Genomic DNA, 15,860 nt, shown 5'->3' with positions numbered 1-15,860 from the left:
CCGGAAACAGGCTGCTTTGCTCGCGACCTTCGCCCTGGATATAGCCCATAAACGACAATGCCCCTATCAACCGATAGAGGCATTGTCTTCAACTCGCCTTCAGACTGCTAGGTTTTCACACAGTCTGAGAAGGCGCCGTTTTCCGTATCAGGCCGTTATCAGTTGCCGGCCCAGCGCTTCAGCACCAGGGTGGCGTTGGTGCCACCGAAGCCGAAGCTGTTGGACATGACGGTGTCCAGCTTGGCGTTTTCACGGGTCTCACGCAGGATCGGCAGGTCAGCGACCGCGGGATCCAGCTCTTCGATGTTGGCCGAGGCGGTGATGAAGTTGCCTTCCATCATCAGCAGGCAGTAGATCGCTTCATGCACGCCAGCGGCACCCAGGCTGTGGCCGGACAGGCTCTTGGTGGAGCTGATGGCCGGTGCCTTGTCGCCAAACACTTCGCGCACACCCTTGATTTCCGCAACGTCGCCGACTGGAGTCGAAGTGCCGTGGGTATTCAGGTAGTCGATCGGTGTGTCGACGGTGGACAGCGCCTGCTGCATGCAGCGAACCGCGCCTTCACCGCTCGGGGCAACCATGTCGTAACCGTCCGAGGTAGCACCATAGCCAACGATTTCAGCGTAGATCTTGGCGCCACGGGCCAGAGCATGCTCCAGCTCTTCGACTACCACCATGCCGCCGCCGCCAGCGATGACGAAACCGTCACGATGGGTGTCGTAGGCGCGGGAGGCCTTTTCCGGGGTGTCGTTGTACTGGGTGGAGAGGGCGCCCATGGCATCGAACAGGCAGCTTTGGCTCCAGTGTTCTTCTTCACCGCCACCGGCGAAAACGACGTCCTGCTTGCCGAGCTGGATCTGCTCCATGGCCTGGCCGATGCAATGCGCGCTGGTGGCGCAGGCCGAGGAAATGGAGAAGTTGACGCCCTTGATCTTGAAGGGGGTCGCCAGACAGGCCGAGACAGTGCTACCCATGGTGCGGGTTACACGGTATGGGCCAACACGCTTGACGCCTTTTTCGCGCAGGGTGTCGATGGCTTCCATCTGGTTCAGCGTGGAAGCACCACCGGAACCCGCGATCAGGCCGGTACGTGGGTTCGAGACCTGGTCTTCGCCCAGTCCGGAATCCTTGATCGCCTGATCCATCGCCAGGTAGGCGTAGGCCGCGGCATCACCCATGAAGCGAAACAGCTTGCGGTCGATCAATTCTTCCAGGTTCAGGTCGACGGAGCCCGATACATGGCTGCGCAGACCCTTTTCGGCGTATTCCGGATTGAAGCGGATACCGGGGCGGCCAGCGCGAAGGTTGGCGGAGACGGTTTCTTTGTCATTGCCCAGGCAGGAAACGATGCCTAGACCGGTAATAACGACGCGACGCATGGAAAGGATCCTTTAGAAACTGTCGGTGGAAGTGAACAGGCCGACGCGCAGGCTTTCGGCACTGTAGATCTCGCGACCATCGACACTCACGCTGCCATCGGCGATTGCCAGGATCAGCGAGCGGGTAATGGTGCGTTTGATATGAATGTTGTAGGTGACTTTCTTGGCGGTGGGCAGAACCTGGCCGAAGAATTTCACTTCGCCCGAACCCAGGGCACGACCACGGCCAGGGTTGCCCTGCCAGCCGAGGAAGAAGCCAACCAGCTGCCACATGGCATCGAGGCCCAGGCAGCCAGGCATCACCGGGTCGCCTTCGAAATGGCAGCCGAAGAACCACAGATCAGGATTGATATCGAGCTCTGCGACAATCTCGCCCTTGCCGTACTTGCCGCCCGTTTCACTGATGTGGACGATCCGGTCGATCATCAACATGTTGGGGGCGGGCAGTTGCGCATTACCCGGGCCGAACAGTTCGCCGCGGCTGCAGCGCAACAGATCTTCCTGGGTGAAGGCGTTTTGTTTGGTCATGCGAGCTCCTCAATAATCCCCACGCGCCTCGGCTGGGTAAATCGTCCTGGCCGGCTGCGCATGAGTAATGCGACTGCCAGCAGCCTAGTCATAGACTGTTGCGTTGTGGTGAAAGTCACAGTGTGGCGAGTACAGTTGTACTCTGCAGTGGCCAATGGTGTCACAGATGCTCCTTTGGCGCCCACTTCAGCCCGCAAGCGTGCAACATTTCCGTCGATATGACTAGGGTCTGTTGACGTTTCGGCGCAGGCCGTAGGGCGTGGCGCGTTCGCGCTAAACGGGAGCAGCCCCTATCTCTAATGACTAGGCGACAGCCAGCGGTCGAGCAATTCCTGCAGTTCCATGCGTTTGAACGGCTTGGCGAGGTAATCGTTCATTCCAGCCTGCAAGCAGGCCTCGCGGTCACCCTGCAGGGCGTTGGCTGTCAAGGCGATAATCGGCAGTTGGCCCTGCTGCCCCAGCTCGCGGATGCGGCGAGTGGCCTCGTAGCCGTCCATGATCGGCAGGCGGCAGTCCATCAACACGGCGGCGAATCGTCCCTGTCGTACCGCTGAAACGGCCTGTGCTCCATCGACCACCAGGGTGACTTGATAGCCCAGGCTGCGCAGCATGGCCTCGATTACCGTCTGATTGACCGCGTTGTCTTCCACCAGGAGTACTGAGTGGGCTTGCTGCACCGCAGGCTCAGAGGTCGAAGCTTCGGGGAGCAATTGTGGCTGTTGCGCTGAAAACGGCAAAGGAATCTCCAGGGTAAAGCAGGAACCGCGGCCCGATTGGCTCTGTGCTTTCAGGGTGCCACCCATGCGCTCAGCCAGCGTGCGGGCGATTGGCAAGCCCAGGCCGGTGCCACCGTAACGCCGGGAAATCGAATTGTCGGCCTGCTGGAAGGCATCGAACATGGTCTCCAGGCGTTCTTTGCTGATACCTATGCCGGTGTCGTGTACGTGGCAGGTAAACCACAGCACTTGATTGTCCAGCGCCTGCCAGTGGGCCTCGACCCGCACCTCGCCATGCTCGGTGAATTTCAGGGCATTGCCGATCAGGTTGACCAGAATCTGTCGAAGACGGGTGGGATCGCCCTGTACCTGCAGCGATGGCAGGGCTTCGCCAAGCTCCAGGCGCAGCGCCAGGCCGCGCTGCTGCGCGCTGTGCTGAAAGGCCTGCAGTGCCGTTTTCAGCAGTGCGGACAAATTGAAGCTGATGAGTTCGAGTTCCAGTGCCCCACGTTCGATCCGGGAAAAATCGAGAATATCGTTGATCACCTTGAGCAGGTGTTCGGTCGACTCGGTGGCCAGGGCAGCATATTCATGTTGCTCCTGATTCATGTCGGTAGTTTCCAGTAGCTGCAGCATACCCAGGACACCGTTCATCGGGGTGCGTAGCTCGTGGCTCATCATCGCCAGAAAATCCGATTTGGCGCGGTTGGCCAGCTCTGAATCCTCACGTGCCTTGATCAGCAGGGTCATGGCCTGCTGTTGTTCCAGGGCGGCGTTGTTCAGACCGTTGGCGAGGTTGTTGATATGTCGCGCGAGGGTGACCAGTTCGCCGCCGCCGACTTCCGGGAGTGTGGTCTGGTAGTCGCCGCCCTGGATCGCCGTTACGGCATCGCTCATCGCGCTCAGGGGCTGCGACAGGCGGCTGGCGAGGCGCCGGGCCAGCAGGAAGGTCAGCAGCAGGGCGAACAACACCAGAAACGCGACCTTGAGCAGAATTTCCTGCTGGCGCGTATTGAAGGCTTCGCTGGACATGCCGACGACGACGCGGCCCAGGTAGTCGCCGGTCAGGGGCGCCAGTGCGTTGGCACCTTCCTGAATGAAGTCGGAACCCAGATCGACCTGCTGCTGCTGGATTGGGGATTGGAAAATGTCGATATGACCGTGGCCCGTCTGCAGGTGTTCGGGTTGCTCGAGGTAGACCAGGATGTTGTCGTCGCGGTCGCGCACTTCGACGAAGCGTACGTGAGGTGTTTTCAGGGTTGCCTTCAGCAGTGACTTCAGCACCTTGCGGTTGCCTGAAATCACCCCGTACTCAGTGGCCGGCGCCAGTTGGCTGGCGATCAATTGCCCGGTGTGGTTGATCTCTACTCGCAGATCCTGCAGGCGGTTGAAGGTCAGAAACCCAGTCAGCAGGAGCGTCAGCAGCAGGGCCGGGCCGACACTGATGAGCTGGGTGCGGATGTGAATGTTCCAGCCGCGCCACAGTTTCATGGTGTTTCTCCTTCTGATAGGTGCTGGGCAAGATCCTCGTCGCTGGGCAGATCCACCGCCAATGCGCGGGCTACCTGAGGATTGCCGAGCACTTTGAATGCGCTCGAGTAGGTGCCGTGAGGCCAGCTTTGCGGCGACCGGTCAAGCAGGCTGCCCAGCGTTTCCAGCCAATCGTTCTGGTCGCTGTAGGTGCTGGCCAGGCTACCGGCACGCACGAAGCCGGCACTGGGGCCGATCAGGGCGCGTTGCTGGCCGTAGCTGGTCAGTAGCAGGTTCTTGGCGGTTTGCGGGTTGTACAGATCGTCGTCGGCGACGCCGAGCAGCACATCGCTGTTGCGCAGCAGGCGCAACAAGGTTCGGTTGTCGCGAGTGCTCGGCCAATCCTCGGACACGACCTCCAGGCCCAGGCTGGTAGCGGCCTGCCGGATCTCTTCGAGCAGAAACGCGCTCTGTTGGTCATGCAGTACGCCGACCCGACTGATATGCGGCAACAGATGTTTGGCCAGGCGCAGTTGGCGCAGCGGTGCGGGATCCTGCCAGAGCACGCTGAGGTTGGCCGGGGTGCGGTCGCCAAGGGTCGCGCGCGCCTGGGTCTTGTTGACCTGCAGCACCAGGGTCGGTGGGCCGTCCTGCGAGCTGAGGCGCCAGGCCAGTGCCGGTTGGCCGAAGAGGACGAGGCGGGTATCTGCCGACAGTTCGTTCAACGGTGGTAGATCGTTCAGCGGTACGATGCGCACGCGATCCTGTGGTCGCGCCGCCGCCAGCGCCGTGCTGAAGCCCCGCAGAATGCTGGTATCCCCGGCGCTGCTCAGCAGCAGCTCCGCCGCCTGCAGCGGTGATTGCAGCAGGCAGAGCAGAAGCAGCGTGCGGCGCATCCACGCGCGGCTGCTCAGCCATGTTCTCGAACGCTTGCTGACCATCTAGAACTCGAGATCGGCGCTGAGATAGAACAGGCGGCGCTTGTCGTAGTTGTTCTCGCGCCAGGTCAGGGCTTCGTCATCCAAACGCCACTGCACCACGCCAGCCATTTCCAGATTGCTGCGGCCAATTGCCGTGCGTTTGGCAAGGCGCAGATCCACGCGCTCGAAGCGGCGTTCGTTGAGGCGATCCGCACCGTAATAGAACATGCCACTCGACCAGCCCAGCCCCCAGTCACGCAGCCAGCCGGCAGAGCCGCTGTTACGGGCGGTGAGGCGTCGATCGGTTTTGCTGGTGGCGCTGAAGTCGACATAGGCATAGGTCAGGCGCAGGCGGTCGTCAGTGCTGACCTGCCAGTCCAGTTGGGTTTCCGCGCCGCTGAAACGCATGCGATGGGTGTTGTCGGGGGCGAAACGATCAGCGCGCAAGGGTTCGCTGATCATGTTGTGGATCTCGTCGTAGAACAGTTTTACGTCGACGCTGAGTCCGGCTTCGGCGAACAGGCCGTTGTAACCCAGTTCATGGGAGCGGATGACTTCCTGCTCGAGGTTGCGCGGCCCACGTGCGTTGATGAAGTAGTAGGCGTCGTTCTGGCCGAATGGCTGTGGCTGCAGGCCGCGAATCCGGTAGCGCCAGTCGGCATTGTTCTCGTACATGTCGGGCGAACGTAGCGCTTCCGAATAGACGGCGCGCAGGCCGTGGCGCGGGGTGATCAGGTAGTTGAGGGCGAGCCGCGGAGTCAGCGATGAACCAGTGAGGTGGTCGTCTTCGAGCATGGCACCGCCTTGCAGCAGCCAATGGTTGTCCACCTGCCATTCGAGGTGGCCGAACAGCCGCCAGATCTGGTTGCTGAGCCGGCCGCCGAAGAAGGTTTCCGAGTCGGCCTGGTCATAACGGTAACCCAGGCCGCTGAGCAGGCGCAGGTTATCGGAGAGGCTGAGGGTGTCCTGCAGTTCGATGTCATAGCGGGTTTCGCGGATGTTCTGGTTGGCAGTGCCACAGACTTCGCGGGCCGCACCTGAGGCCAGTTGCTGCTGGATCTGTGTAGCCAGAGCCTGCTCCTTATGGGTGCCAGCGGGCACGCTGCCAAACGGATTGCGGGTGAAGCGTGTGACGTATCCAGGATTGAGCGACCACAGCTCGGCGAGCTGAGGGCTGAATGCGATCTCCGCTTCGCAGGCACGCCAGCGCTCGAGGCGCTCCCAGTGTTGTATCGAGCTCTGTAGCGACAGGCTGTGGTTGGCCGTCTGGTCGAAATTCCAACGCAGCGAACCGGCGTAGTCACGAGCCTTGATGTCCGAGTTGGTGTCGCCCAGGCCAATGCCTGGGAATAGTGGCTCGTAGAGATAGGGGCGCTGGTTGCTGCCTTCTTTGGCCGCCAGTTGCCAGTCGAGGCTCTGGAGCTCATCCAACTGATGATTGACGGAAAGGCTGATCCGTTCGAGTCGGCGGCTGTCCCGGTAGGGGGCGCCGAATTCGTTATGGTCGAAGCCGTCATCCTCCTGGCCGCTGATTGACAGGCGCATGACGCCATTATCCCAACCGCTGCCCTGGCTGGCGTAGTGATCGGAAATCCCGCGCTGACCCCGGGTGACCTTGAGCCGGGTGCCAAGGCTATCGGCAGGGCGGCGGGTAAAGATATTGACCACGCCCATCAGTGCGTTGGCGCCGTAGCTCACGGTATTCGGGCCACGAAATACTTCGATGCGCTCGATATCTTCTATAGCCACTGGAATATCCGACCAGTCGACGGTCGCCAAGCCGGGGTGATACACCGAGCGACCGTCGACCATCACCTGCAGGCGCCGCGCTTCCGAGGCACTGGAACCGTGGTAGTTGAGTGTCGGCTGATTGCCATTGCGGTAGCCGACCATCATGCCGGGAACCAGGCGCAGCAATTCGGTGATGTCGCGTGCACCACTGGCCTTGATCAGGGCGCTGTCGAGCACGGTGACACTGCCGGGCACCGCGGCGGGCGATTGCTTCAGACGCGTGGCCGTCAGCACCTCGGGAACGAGCTGGCCTGCGCCGAACAGATCGTCGGCCATGGCGTCGCCAGCCGCGAGAAGCGCCAGCAGCAGAAGTCTGAGAGGAGGGGAGGCTTTGGTGATCACGCAACGACCCTGTTCGCGCAGTGTGGTGCATGTTAACCGAGCGGCGAATCGTTGCCAGCCATACGCCGGCAAAAGACGAATTTTAGTTCAGAGGCCAGTCTGCAGCGGTGGCAAACCCGCAAGGCTGGCCGTGGGGCGAGCGAGCCGTATAATGCCCCATTGCCACAAGGCTCACTACGGATCGGTCATGACTCAACAGCAACCTATCGCGGTGCTTGGCGGCGGCAGCTTCGGTACCGCTATCGCTAACCTGCTGGCGCAGAATGGTCATCGTGTTCTGCACTGGATGCGCGACCCCGTGCAAGCCGAGGCCATCCGGGTCAATCGCGAAAATCCCCGTTACCTGAAGGGCGTCAAAGTACTCGATGCTGTCGAGCCGACTACCGATCTGCCTGGCGCGCTGAACAGTTGCGCACTGGCCTTCGTGGCTTTGCCATCCAGTGCCTTGCGCCAGGTGCTGCAGCCGGTGTCGACGCTGCTGGCCGGCAAGATGCTGGTCAGTACCACCAAGGGCATCGAAGCGCAGACCTTCAAGCTGATGAGTCAGATTCTTGAAGAGGTCGCCCCTCAGGCGCGAATCGGCGTTCTGTCCGGGCCGAACCTGGCACGTGAAATTGCCGCTCACACGCTGACCGCCACGGTCGTGGCCAGTGAAGACGAAGCCCTGTGCCGTGAGGTTCAGGCAGCGCTGCACGGTCGTACCTTCCGCGTCTACGCCAGTGCCGATCGCTTTGGCGTCGAGCTTGGTGGTGCGCTGAAGAATGTCTACGCCATCATCGCCGGCATGGCGGCGGCGCTGGGCATGGGTGAGAACACCAAGAGCATGCTGATTACCCGTGCGCTGGCGGAAATGACCCGTTTTGCCGTGCACCTGGGGGCCAATCCCATGACCTTCCTTGGCCTCGCCGGGGTTGGCGATCTGATCGTTACCTGCTCGTCGCCGAAAAGCCGCAACTATCAGGTCGGCTTCGCGCTCGGCGAAGGTCTGAGCCTGGAGGATGCCGTCGAGCGCCTCGGTGAGGTGGCTGAAGGGGTGAACACCATCAAGGTGCTCAAGGCCAAGTCCGATGAATTGCAGGTATACATGCCACTGGTTGCCGGGTTGCATGCGATCCTGTTCGAGGGGCGCACCCTGGATCAGGTGATCGAGGCGCTGATGCGCGCAGAACCGAAGACCGATGTCGATTTCATTCCAGCCACTGGCTTCTGAGGGGATCCGAATATGAGTGAGCACCAAAAAGGCGAGCCCATCGGGCTGCGCATCGTCTGGATGCTGTTGTTCCTGCTGGTCTGGCAATTGGCCGAGCTGCTGCTGGCCGGGGTCGTGCTGTTGCAACTGATCTATCGCCTGGTGTACGGCGCGCCAAATGCGGGGCTGCTGGGGTTTGGTGACAGCCTCAGTCAGTATCTGGCTCAGATCGGCCGCTTCGGTACCTTCAACAGCGAGTCCAAACCCTGGCCATTCGCCGACTGGCCGACGCCGCGCCCGCCGCAAGGCGAGATGGCGCACAGTGTGCCACCTGCCGAGCATCCAGTAAGGGATGAGGAGCCGAAGCTGTGAGTCATCACGTATGAAAATCTGGTTGCTGCGACATGGGCAGGCCCATGCGGAGGCCCGCAGTGATGCCGAACGGGAACTGACGGATTACGGTCGGAGCGAAGTGCGTCAATCGCTCGAGCACCTGCGTGGTCGCTCGCTGGACGCCATCTTCGTCAGCCCCTATGTGCGTGCTCAGCAGACAGCTGCTCTGGTACGTGATGGCCTGGCGTTGAACAACGAGTTGCACACTGTTCCCTGGCTGACGCCGGAAAGTGACCCACGTGAGAGCCTGGCGAAGCTGCAGCGCCTCGCGGGCAGCGAGATCCTGCTGGTTTCGCATCAGCCCTTCATCGGCGCGCTCGGCGGGCTGCTGGTGCACGGCAATCGACAGCAGCCATTGCCCATGCATACGGCCAGCCTGGCACTGTTGGAGGGCGAAGACCTGATCGCCGGGCTGATGTCCCTGGAGTTGCTGGCTCATCCAGATCTGAGCTGAACTGGCTGCGGAGCTCGGCATTTGTGTGGCACGATCAGATGCTTGCCGTTACTGGCGAGCCAGACCCTAACAAGAAGGATTGTCCATGAGTCTCTGGCGTCAGCCCCCCAACCTCGACGAACTCAACGCCGCCCAGCGCAATACCATCGGCGAACTGTTGGACATTCGCTTCGAGTCCTTCGATGACGGATCCATCACCGCCAGTATGGCGGTCGATGCGCGTACCCATCAGCCTTATGGCTTGCTGCACGGTGGCGCCTCGGTGGTGCTGGCGGAAAGCCTGGGTTCCACTGCCAGTTACCTGTGCATCGACACCAGCAAGTTCTTCTGCGTCGGCCTGGAGGTCAATGCCAACCACCTGCGCGGCTTGCGCTCGGGGCGCGTCACCGCGGTGGCCAAACCGGTGCATCTGGGGCGTACCACTCACGTGTGGGATATCCGCCTGAGTGGTGACGATGGCAAGACCAGCTGCATATCGCGGCTGACCATGGCCATCGTGCCTCTCGGCAGCCAGCCGCCGGAGCGCTAGCGTCCGACATTTGGCCGGAGCGTCGTCCTTCCTGACCGTTACGGTCATTGCCGTGCACCGGGGGCTGGCTGACAATCCGTTCATTGCCTGCCACCAGTATCAATGCCATGTCCCAGCTCATCTTTTTCGCCCATGCCAACGGTTTTCCCTCGGGTACCTACGGCAAGCTGTTCGCCGCGCTCGCACCTGAGTACCAGGTTCAGCATCTGCCGCAGCACGCGCACGATCCGCGCTTTCCGGTGAATGACAACTGGAGCAATCTGGTCGATGAACTGTTGCATCATCTGCAGCAGTGCGCAGAACCTGTCTGGGGCGTGGGCCATTCGCTGGGCGGCGTGCTGCATTATCACGCCGCGCTACGCAGGCCTGATCTGTACCGCGGCTTGGTGATGCTCGACTCGCCGGTGCTGACCCGCACCGACCAACTGGTGATTCACGCGGCCAAACGTTTTGGTTTCATCGACCGTCTTACACCCGCAGGGCGAACCCTCGGGCGACGAGAGGCGTTTGCCGATGCGTTGGAGGCGCGACGTTACTTTGCCGAAAGGTCGCTGTTCAGCCGCTTCGATCCCGATTGCCTGGATGCCTATGTCGAGCATGGCCTGCATCCTCATGACGAGGGCGTTCGTCTGCGTTTCGAGGCAGCGACCGAGATCAAAATCTATCGCAGCGTCCCTCACACCAGCCCCGGGCGGCCGCAGCAGTTGCAGGTTCCCCTGGCATTGGTGAAAGGCGCCCATAGCCGCGTGGTGCTCGCCCACCATGGGCGCATGGCGCGCCGTGCGCCGCGGGGAGAGTTCCTGACGCTGCCAGGCGGCCATATGTTTCCTCTTGAGTACCCGGGCGATACGGCGCAGCTAATTCGCGGGCTGTTCACGCGCTGGCAGGTTCCCGTCGAGGTTGCTCGATGACTCTCGGTTTCGAAGAGGTGCGCCTGCGCTTGCCACATATCGAGCTGGCCGCTCAGATCCATGGCCCGGAGCATGGGATGCCGGTGATCGCCCTGCATGGCTGGCTCGACAATGCCGCGAGCTTCGCCCGGCTGGCACCGAAGTTGCCGGGCCTGCGCATCGTCGCCCTGGATTTCGCCGGTCATGGTCATTCGGATCATCGTCCGCCGGGTGCCAGCTATGCACTGTGGGATTACGTGCATGACGTGTTGCTGGTCGCCGAACAGTTCGGCTGGCAGCGCTTCAGCCTGCTCGGCCATTCCATGGGCGCGATCGTCTCGTTGCTGCTGGCGTCGACCTTTCCCGAGCGAGTGGAGCGCCTGGCGCTGATCGACGGCCTGATCCCGCCGACCACCGAGGCCGATGCGGCGGTGACCACGCTGGCCGATTCCCTGCGTGCGCAACTGGCCCTGCCAGCCAAGCACAAGCCGGTCTATCCAAGCCTGGAACGAGCGGCCCAGGTGCGTCAGCGCGGAGTAGGGCTGGTCAGTTTCGAGGCCGCCGAGTTGCTGGCGCAGCGTGGGCTGATGCCAGTGCCTGGCGGCTACACCTGGCGTACGGACAATCGCCTGACGTTGCCTACGCCCCTGCGGCTGACTCGCGGCCATGTTCGGGCATTCGTCGCGGGCCTGAGTTGCCCCACCAAACTGCTGCTGGCCGAGCACGGCTTGCTGGCGCATCGCGACGGTCTGGATGAATTGCTGGCGCAAACGGCGATCAGCGTCGAGCGGCTACCCGGCGGGCATCATCTGCACCTGGACGATGAGCAGGGGGCGCAACTCGTAGCAGACTGTTTCAATCCTTTCCTGAACGCCGCTTGACGGCCTGCTGCAACTGGGGAAAGGTGTCGGCATTGCCATGGAGACCCGCATGACCGACTTGTATACCGTCGCGCTGGAAGCGCTGCTCGCGTCCGCTGATGTTCACGCTCTGCCATCTACCTCGCAGACCTTCGACATGACTGAGCAACGAGGGGCTTCATGCGTCTGAGTTACCTGCTTCCCCTGATGTTGGCCAGTACTGCCGCCTCTGCCGATGTAGCCGGCAGCCGCGATCTCGATGTACTGCCCCGTTTCCCCGGCAGTGAGATCGTCACGTTCAAGGAACAAGCGGATCAGGAACGTCTCTACCCGCAGGGCACAATCCGCCGTATCAGCGGGCGCCTGCGTTATGAGCGTGAGGTGCTCGCCGAAGGGCAACTCACCGCCATCACCTACGAACTACCCCGCACCCACAATGCCAACGAAGTGTTCTCCGCAGCGCGCAAGGCGCTGCAGGATCAGGATGCCCATGTGCTTTATTGGTGTGAAGGACGTGAGTGCGGTTCCAGCAGCCTGTGGGCCAACGCGGTGTTCGGTAACTCCACCCTGTACGGCTCCGATGATCAGCAAGCCTATGCATTGCTGCGCCTGGCCGAACCGAATCAGGACAGCCTGGTAGCGCTGTACAGCATCACTCGCGGTAATCGCCGTGCCTATCTGCATGCCGAGTTACTGGCTGCCAACGAGCCGCTGGCGAAGGTTCTGCCAACGCCTGCCACGCTGTCACGGCAATTGAAGAGCACCGGTGAGCTACGCGTGCCCGGGCAAGACGAGCCTCAGGACGAGTGGACGGAGCTGCTGGCGCGGAGCCTCAACCTGGACAGCACCTTGCGGGTCAGCCTTTCCGGCGCTCACGCTGAAGCCTGGCGTGAGGCGCTGATCGAGCAGCGGGTGAGGGCGGCGCGCCTGGAGATCGGTGAAAGCACCGGCGACGGCCTGCGCATCAACGTGCTACGTTGATGCGCCGTTTACGGGCTTGAGTCTGGTTTTCTGGAAACACTGAAAAATGCCGAATAACGACCGTTTGCTGGTGCAGATCCTGCTACTGGGGTTACTGGGTGCCAGCCTGTGGGTGCTGGCGCCGTTCTGGTCGGCGTTGTTCTGGGCCGCCGTTCTTTCCTTCGCCAGTTGGCCGGTGATGCGCTGGCTGACGCGGCTGCTCAAGGGCCGTCAATCCGTCGCTGCCGGGCTGTTGACTGGCGTATGGATCGTGCTGGTAGCCGTGCCGCTGGTGATGCTCGGCGTCAACCTCGCAGACCACATTCGCGATGCCACCGCCATGATCAAGGGCTTCCAGGTCGAAGGCCTGCCACCACCGCCAACCTGGCTGGAATCCGTTCCCTTGGTGGGCAATCGCCTGGTCAGCATTTGGGAAACCCTGGATCAGCAGGGCTCGGCTCTGTTCGCTACGGTTCAGCCCTACCTGGGCCAGGTCGGCAACTTCCTGCTGGTGCGCAGCGCCAAGATCGGCGGTGGCATCCTCGAGTTGGCCCTGAGTCTGATTCTGGTGTTCTTCTTCTATCGTGACGGCCCGCGACTGGCGGCCTTCGTCGAAAGCCTGCTCGAACGCCTGATTGGTGATCGCGCGGAGCATTACCTCGAGTTGGTCGCCGGTACGGTGCAGCGAGTGGTGAACGGTGTGCTGGGCACCGCTGTGGCGCAGGCGATCCTCGCCTATATCGGCTTCATGATCGCTGGCATTCCGGGGGCTCTGTTGCTGGGGCTGCTGACCTTCGCCTGTAGCCTGATCATGGTGCCGCCGCTGATCTGGGGGCCGGCCGTCGCCTGGTTGGTCTGGCAAGGTGAGATCGGTATGGCGATCTTCCTCGGTATCTGGGGCTTCTTCATCATCAGCGGCGTGGACAACATCCTCAAGCCGTACCTCATCAGTCGCGGCGGTAACCTGCCGCTGGTGGTGGTACTGCTCGGCGTGTTCGGCGGCATTCTGGCCTTCGGCTTCATGGGGCTGTTCCTGGGGCCGACCTTGCTGGCGGTGGCCTACAGCCTGCTCAGCGATTGGGTCGCACACAAGGCGCCGGTGGGGCTACCACCGCGCGAGGAGCGGACGCCGCCACACTGAAGGAGAGGCGACTCAGTGGTCGCCGCGCTCGTATTTGTCGAGTGTGTCCCGGGCGATTTGCCGGCCAAGCATGATCAGCTCCGGCGCCTTGTAGAACTCGAAGAATCGGCAAACCCGCTTGGGCACGTTGATCAGGATGTCCGGCGGGTAGCCGGCGATCTTGTACTGCGAAAGCGAGGTCTGCATGACCTCGAAACTTTGGTTTATCAACTCCAGCAACGAAGCCGGCCCGGCCATATTGGCGACACGGGAGCCGCTCGCCGAGTTCGGCGCGCTATCGCTCTGCGGCGCGGCGGCAGGTTGCTGGGCATGGGGATCCACCGGATCCTGCAGCCACAGGTCGGGTTGCTGCGGGGCAATCGACTCCGCTCGGTTTTCCAGCAACAGAAGCTGGTCATCCTCGCCTGCCTTGCGTCGCAGCGACGGCAGGCGCGAGCCCAATGAAGCCATCAATTGATCGAAGCGGCCTTTCAACGCCGGCGTGCGTTCGATCACCGGCAGTTGATAATGCTGTTGCTGCGCCGAGTTGAGGTTCACTGCGATGATCAGGTCGCAATGGCTGGAGACGACGGGCACGATCGGCAGGGGATTGAGCAGCCCACCATCGACCAGCATGCGTTTGCCCTGAATAACCGGCGTGAACAGGCTGGGGATTGCCGCCGAAGCGCGCATCGCCTGGTGCAGGCAGCCTTCCTGGAACCAGATTTCCTGCTGGTTGGTGAGGTCGGTTGCCACGGCCGTGAAGGGGATGTTCAGCTCCTCGATATTGATTTCGCCGACGATATCGCGAATCCGCCCGAAGACTTTCTCGCCGCGTATGGCGCCAAGACGAAAGCTCACGTCGAGCAGGCGCAGCACGTCCAGATAGTCGAGACTCTGCGTCCAGTCGCTGTAATCCTTGAGCTTTCCGGCCGCATAGATGCCGCCGATCACGGCGCCCATGGAACAGCCGGCGATGCAGCCGATCTCGTAACCGCGCGATTCCAGCTCCTCGATAACGCCAATGTGGGCATAGCCGCGTGCGCCACCCGAGCCCAGCACCAGTGCTACTTTCTTGCTCATCCAACTCTCCCTTGAAAACGCGTCGTGCCGTGCCGGCGATAGTGGCACTTTTTTCCCGGCGTACCGTCATAATCACACCGGTAACATGATTGCCGGTCAACCTCTGGAGTATGCGACATGAAAGCCTGGATCCTTTTACCGATTGCGCTGTTGGCGGGCTGCTCAGCGACCACCTCGTACCGCGATAGCTGTGCCAGGCAACTGGATGCCGCCTGGCAGGAACTCGACCTGGCCAAGGCCGAAGGCTTTGCCGGTACCGTTAGTTACTCCAAGGCGGCATCGTTGATGACAGCAGCGAAAACCCAGCAGCAGTTCGAAGCGTTTCGCGGTTGCACCAACAAGTCGGAGAAAGCTCGCTTCTATATCCGCGAGTCCCGGGCAGGCCGCTGACAGCGCAGTGGAGTAAGCTGGCAGCAACCTGACTTTTCTGGAGAATGGGATGCTGCTCGATTTTGCCGATCTGACCCCGCTGGAGCGTTACCGCTGGCTTGCCTCAACCGTCACCCCCAGGCCCATTGCCTGGGTGTCCACCCTGTCGCGTGACGGCGTCGCCAATCTGGCGCCGTTCAGCTTTTTTCAGGTCATCAGCGACGATCCGGCGACGCTCATGGTCAACGTCGGCACCCGTGACGACGGCAGCCTCAAGGACACCCTGCGCAATGTACAGGATAACGGTGAGCTGGTGATCCAGCTGGTTTCCTTCGCCCAGGCCGAAGCCATGAATGCCAGCGCGGCGATCCTGCCGCACGAGGTCAGTGAATTCGAACGTTGCGCGATTGCACAGCTGGCCAGCGAACGTATCGCGCCGCCTCGGGTCGCGGGGGCTGCAATCGCCTACGAATGTCGTCTGGCGGAACTCATGCCCTATCCACGGCATGCGCCGACCTGTCATCTGATCTTCGCCGAGGTGTTGTTGGCGCATGTCGACGATGCCGTGTTGACCGAGAAGGGACGGATCGACCCGCACAAGCTGGATCTGGTCGGTCGTCTTGGCGGTATGGCTTACAGCCGCACCCGAGACACCTTCGAGTTGCAACGCCCGAGCTGAGGCTCGTCTATCAATAAAGCCCGGTGCATGAGTATGGCGATTGCAGGCGCTCGACCTAGCCACCTTATAGCCTGAAAACGACCTGTATTTAGCTAAAAGCACTGCCTGTGCGCATTGATGGCTTGTCGCTATCAATTCGCTGTTTCAATGTGCGCGATATACAGGTTTAGTGGCCGCTTCTGGCCATG

Annotated in this window: 16 protein-coding genes; 10 read left to right on the top strand and 6 right to left on the bottom strand. The window is 61.7% G+C overall.

What is annotated here, in order from left to right:
• Positions 1-158 precede the first annotated feature (158 nt).
• The 5 genes from fabB to DNK06_RS23695 all read right to left on the bottom strand — a co-directional run bounded on the left by fabB (position 159) and on the right by DNK06_RS23695 (position 7,080).
• A complete protein-coding gene (gene fabB, locus DNK06_RS23715; RefSeq protein WP_131182423.1) occupies positions 159-1,379 on the bottom strand; it encodes a beta-ketoacyl-ACP synthase I in 1,221 nt (406 codons plus the stop codon).
• 12 nt (positions 1,380-1,391) lie between these two features.
• Entirely contained in the window at positions 1,392-1,907 is a 516-nt protein-coding gene (gene fabA, locus DNK06_RS23710) for a 3-hydroxyacyl-[acyl-carrier-protein] dehydratase FabA (protein ID WP_042553806.1), read from the bottom strand.
• A gap of 296 nt (positions 1,908-2,203) precedes the next feature.
• Positions 2,204-4,114: an ATP-binding protein gene (locus DNK06_RS23705; RefSeq protein WP_131182422.1), complete on the bottom strand. Its 1,911-nt coding sequence runs from the start codon at positions 4,112-4,114 to the stop codon at positions 2,204-2,206.
• Entirely contained in the window at positions 4,111-5,034 is a 924-nt protein-coding gene (locus tag DNK06_RS23700) for an ABC transporter substrate-binding protein (protein WP_131182421.1), read from the bottom strand. Before DNK06_RS23700 ends, DNK06_RS23705 begins: the two co-directional genes overlap by 4 nt.
• Positions 5,035-7,080 (bottom strand): TonB-dependent receptor plug domain-containing protein, encoded by a 2,046-nt coding sequence (locus tag DNK06_RS23695; RefSeq protein WP_131182420.1) that lies wholly within the window; start codon positions 7,078-7,080, stop codon positions 5,035-5,037.
• Between the two features lie 253 nt (positions 7,081-7,333).
• Here DNK06_RS23695 and DNK06_RS23690 point away from each other — a divergent pair, with 253 nt between their 5' ends.
• The 8 genes from DNK06_RS23690 (at position 7,334) to DNK06_RS23655 (ending at position 13,562) form a co-directional block, all read left to right on the top strand.
• Entirely contained in the window at positions 7,334-8,356 is a 1,023-nt protein-coding gene (locus DNK06_RS23690) for an NAD(P)H-dependent glycerol-3-phosphate dehydrogenase (RefSeq protein ID WP_131182419.1), read from the top strand.
• 12 nt (positions 8,357-8,368) lie between these two features.
• Complete coding sequence (locus DNK06_RS23685; protein WP_131182418.1) at positions 8,369-8,707, top strand: DUF4389 domain-containing protein; 339 nt, start codon at positions 8,369-8,371, stop codon at positions 8,705-8,707.
• A gap of 10 nt (positions 8,708-8,717) precedes the next feature.
• Positions 8,718-9,182, top strand: a complete 465-nt coding sequence (gene sixA / locus DNK06_RS23680) for a phosphohistidine phosphatase SixA (RefSeq protein WP_131182417.1) — start codon at positions 8,718-8,720, stop codon at positions 9,180-9,182.
• 85 nt (positions 9,183-9,267) lie between these two features.
• The gene (locus DNK06_RS23675; protein WP_131182416.1) at positions 9,268-9,711 is read left to right on the top strand and encodes a hotdog fold thioesterase; all 444 of its coding nucleotides are present in this window, start codon (positions 9,268-9,270) and stop codon (positions 9,709-9,711) included.
• Between the two features lie 107 nt (positions 9,712-9,818).
• Positions 9,819-10,622, top strand: coding sequence for an alpha/beta fold hydrolase (locus tag DNK06_RS23670; protein ID WP_131182415.1), 804 nt, complete (start codon positions 9,819-9,821; stop codon positions 10,620-10,622).
• Entirely contained in the window at positions 10,619-11,482 is an 864-nt protein-coding gene (locus DNK06_RS23665) for an alpha/beta hydrolase (RefSeq protein ID WP_131182414.1), read from the top strand. Before DNK06_RS23670 ends, DNK06_RS23665 begins: the two co-directional genes overlap by 4 nt.
• Positions 11,483-11,641: 159 nt before the next feature.
• Complete coding sequence (locus DNK06_RS23660) at positions 11,642-12,442, top strand: DUF4892 domain-containing protein (protein WP_131182413.1); 801 nt, start codon at positions 11,642-11,644, stop codon at positions 12,440-12,442.
• A 46-nt stretch (positions 12,443-12,488) separates the two neighbouring features.
• A complete protein-coding gene (locus DNK06_RS23655; RefSeq protein ID WP_131182412.1) occupies positions 12,489-13,562 on the top strand; it encodes an AI-2E family transporter in 1,074 nt (357 codons plus the stop codon).
• 12 nt (positions 13,563-13,574) lie between these two features.
• Here DNK06_RS23655 and DNK06_RS23650 read toward each other — a convergent pair whose 3' ends face one another.
• Positions 13,575-14,624 (bottom strand): patatin-like phospholipase family protein, encoded by a 1,050-nt coding sequence (locus tag DNK06_RS23650; protein ID WP_131182411.1) that lies wholly within the window; start codon positions 14,622-14,624, stop codon positions 13,575-13,577.
• Positions 14,625-14,741: 117 nt separating this feature from the next.
• Here DNK06_RS23650 and DNK06_RS23645 point away from each other — a divergent pair, with 117 nt between their 5' ends.
• Both DNK06_RS23645 and DNK06_RS23640 read left to right on the top strand, forming a co-directional pair.
• Positions 14,742-15,014 (top strand): hypothetical protein, encoded by a 273-nt coding sequence (locus DNK06_RS23645; protein WP_131182410.1) that lies wholly within the window; start codon positions 14,742-14,744, stop codon positions 15,012-15,014.
• A 49-nt stretch (positions 15,015-15,063) separates the two neighbouring features.
• Positions 15,064-15,672, top strand: coding sequence for a flavin reductase family protein (locus DNK06_RS23640; protein WP_131182409.1), 609 nt, complete (start codon positions 15,064-15,066; stop codon positions 15,670-15,672).
• Positions 15,673-15,860 lie beyond the last annotated feature (188 nt).

It is taken from the genome of Phytopseudomonas daroniae (genome assembly GCF_004327285.1).
Lineage (GTDB): Bacteria > Pseudomonadota > Gammaproteobacteria > Pseudomonadales > Pseudomonadaceae > Aquipseudomonas > Aquipseudomonas daroniae.
The sequence above is the reverse complement of the archived record's forward strand: the minus strand, read 5'-3'. Positions and strand labels throughout refer to the sequence as shown.

Bases quoted from the DNA above. Each gene is read 5' to 3' on its own strand.
- fabB (WP_131182423.1), bottom strand. From the start codon at position 1,379: ATGCGTCGCGTCGTTATTACCGGTCTAGGCATCGTTTCCTGCCTGGGC.
- fabA (WP_042553806.1), bottom strand. From the start codon at position 1,907: ATGACCAAACAAAACGCCTTCACCCAGGAAGATCTGTTGCGCTGCAGC.
- DNK06_RS23705 (WP_131182422.1), bottom strand. From the start codon at position 4,114: ATGAAACTGTGGCGCGGCTGGAACATTCACATCCGCACCCAGCTCATC.
- DNK06_RS23700 (WP_131182421.1), bottom strand. From the start codon at position 5,034: ATGGTCAGCAAGCGTTCGAGAACATGGCTGAGCAGCCGCGCGTGGATG.
- DNK06_RS23695 (WP_131182420.1), bottom strand. From the start codon at position 7,080: ATGGCCGACGATCTGTTCGGCGCAGGCCAGCTCGTTCCCGAGGTGCTG.
- DNK06_RS23690 (WP_131182419.1), top strand. From the start codon at position 7,334: ATGACTCAACAGCAACCTATCGCGGTGCTTGGCGGCGGCAGCTTCGGT.
- DNK06_RS23685 (WP_131182418.1), top strand. From the start codon at position 8,369: ATGAGTGAGCACCAAAAAGGCGAGCCCATCGGGCTGCGCATCGTCTGG.
- sixA (WP_131182417.1), top strand. From the start codon at position 8,718: ATGAAAATCTGGTTGCTGCGACATGGGCAGGCCCATGCGGAGGCCCGC.
- DNK06_RS23675 (WP_131182416.1), top strand. From the start codon at position 9,268: ATGAGTCTCTGGCGTCAGCCCCCCAACCTCGACGAACTCAACGCCGCC.
- DNK06_RS23670 (WP_131182415.1), top strand. From the start codon at position 9,819: ATGTCCCAGCTCATCTTTTTCGCCCATGCCAACGGTTTTCCCTCGGGT.
- DNK06_RS23665 (WP_131182414.1), top strand. From the start codon at position 10,619: ATGACTCTCGGTTTCGAAGAGGTGCGCCTGCGCTTGCCACATATCGAG.
- DNK06_RS23660 (WP_131182413.1), top strand. From the start codon at position 11,642: ATGCGTCTGAGTTACCTGCTTCCCCTGATGTTGGCCAGTACTGCCGCC.
- DNK06_RS23655 (WP_131182412.1), top strand. From the start codon at position 12,489: ATGCCGAATAACGACCGTTTGCTGGTGCAGATCCTGCTACTGGGGTTA.
- DNK06_RS23650 (WP_131182411.1), bottom strand. From the start codon at position 14,624: ATGAGCAAGAAAGTAGCACTGGTGCTGGGCTCGGGTGGCGCACGCGGC.
- DNK06_RS23645 (WP_131182410.1), top strand. From the start codon at position 14,742: ATGAAAGCCTGGATCCTTTTACCGATTGCGCTGTTGGCGGGCTGCTCA.
- DNK06_RS23640 (WP_131182409.1), top strand. From the start codon at position 15,064: ATGCTGCTCGATTTTGCCGATCTGACCCCGCTGGAGCGTTACCGCTGG.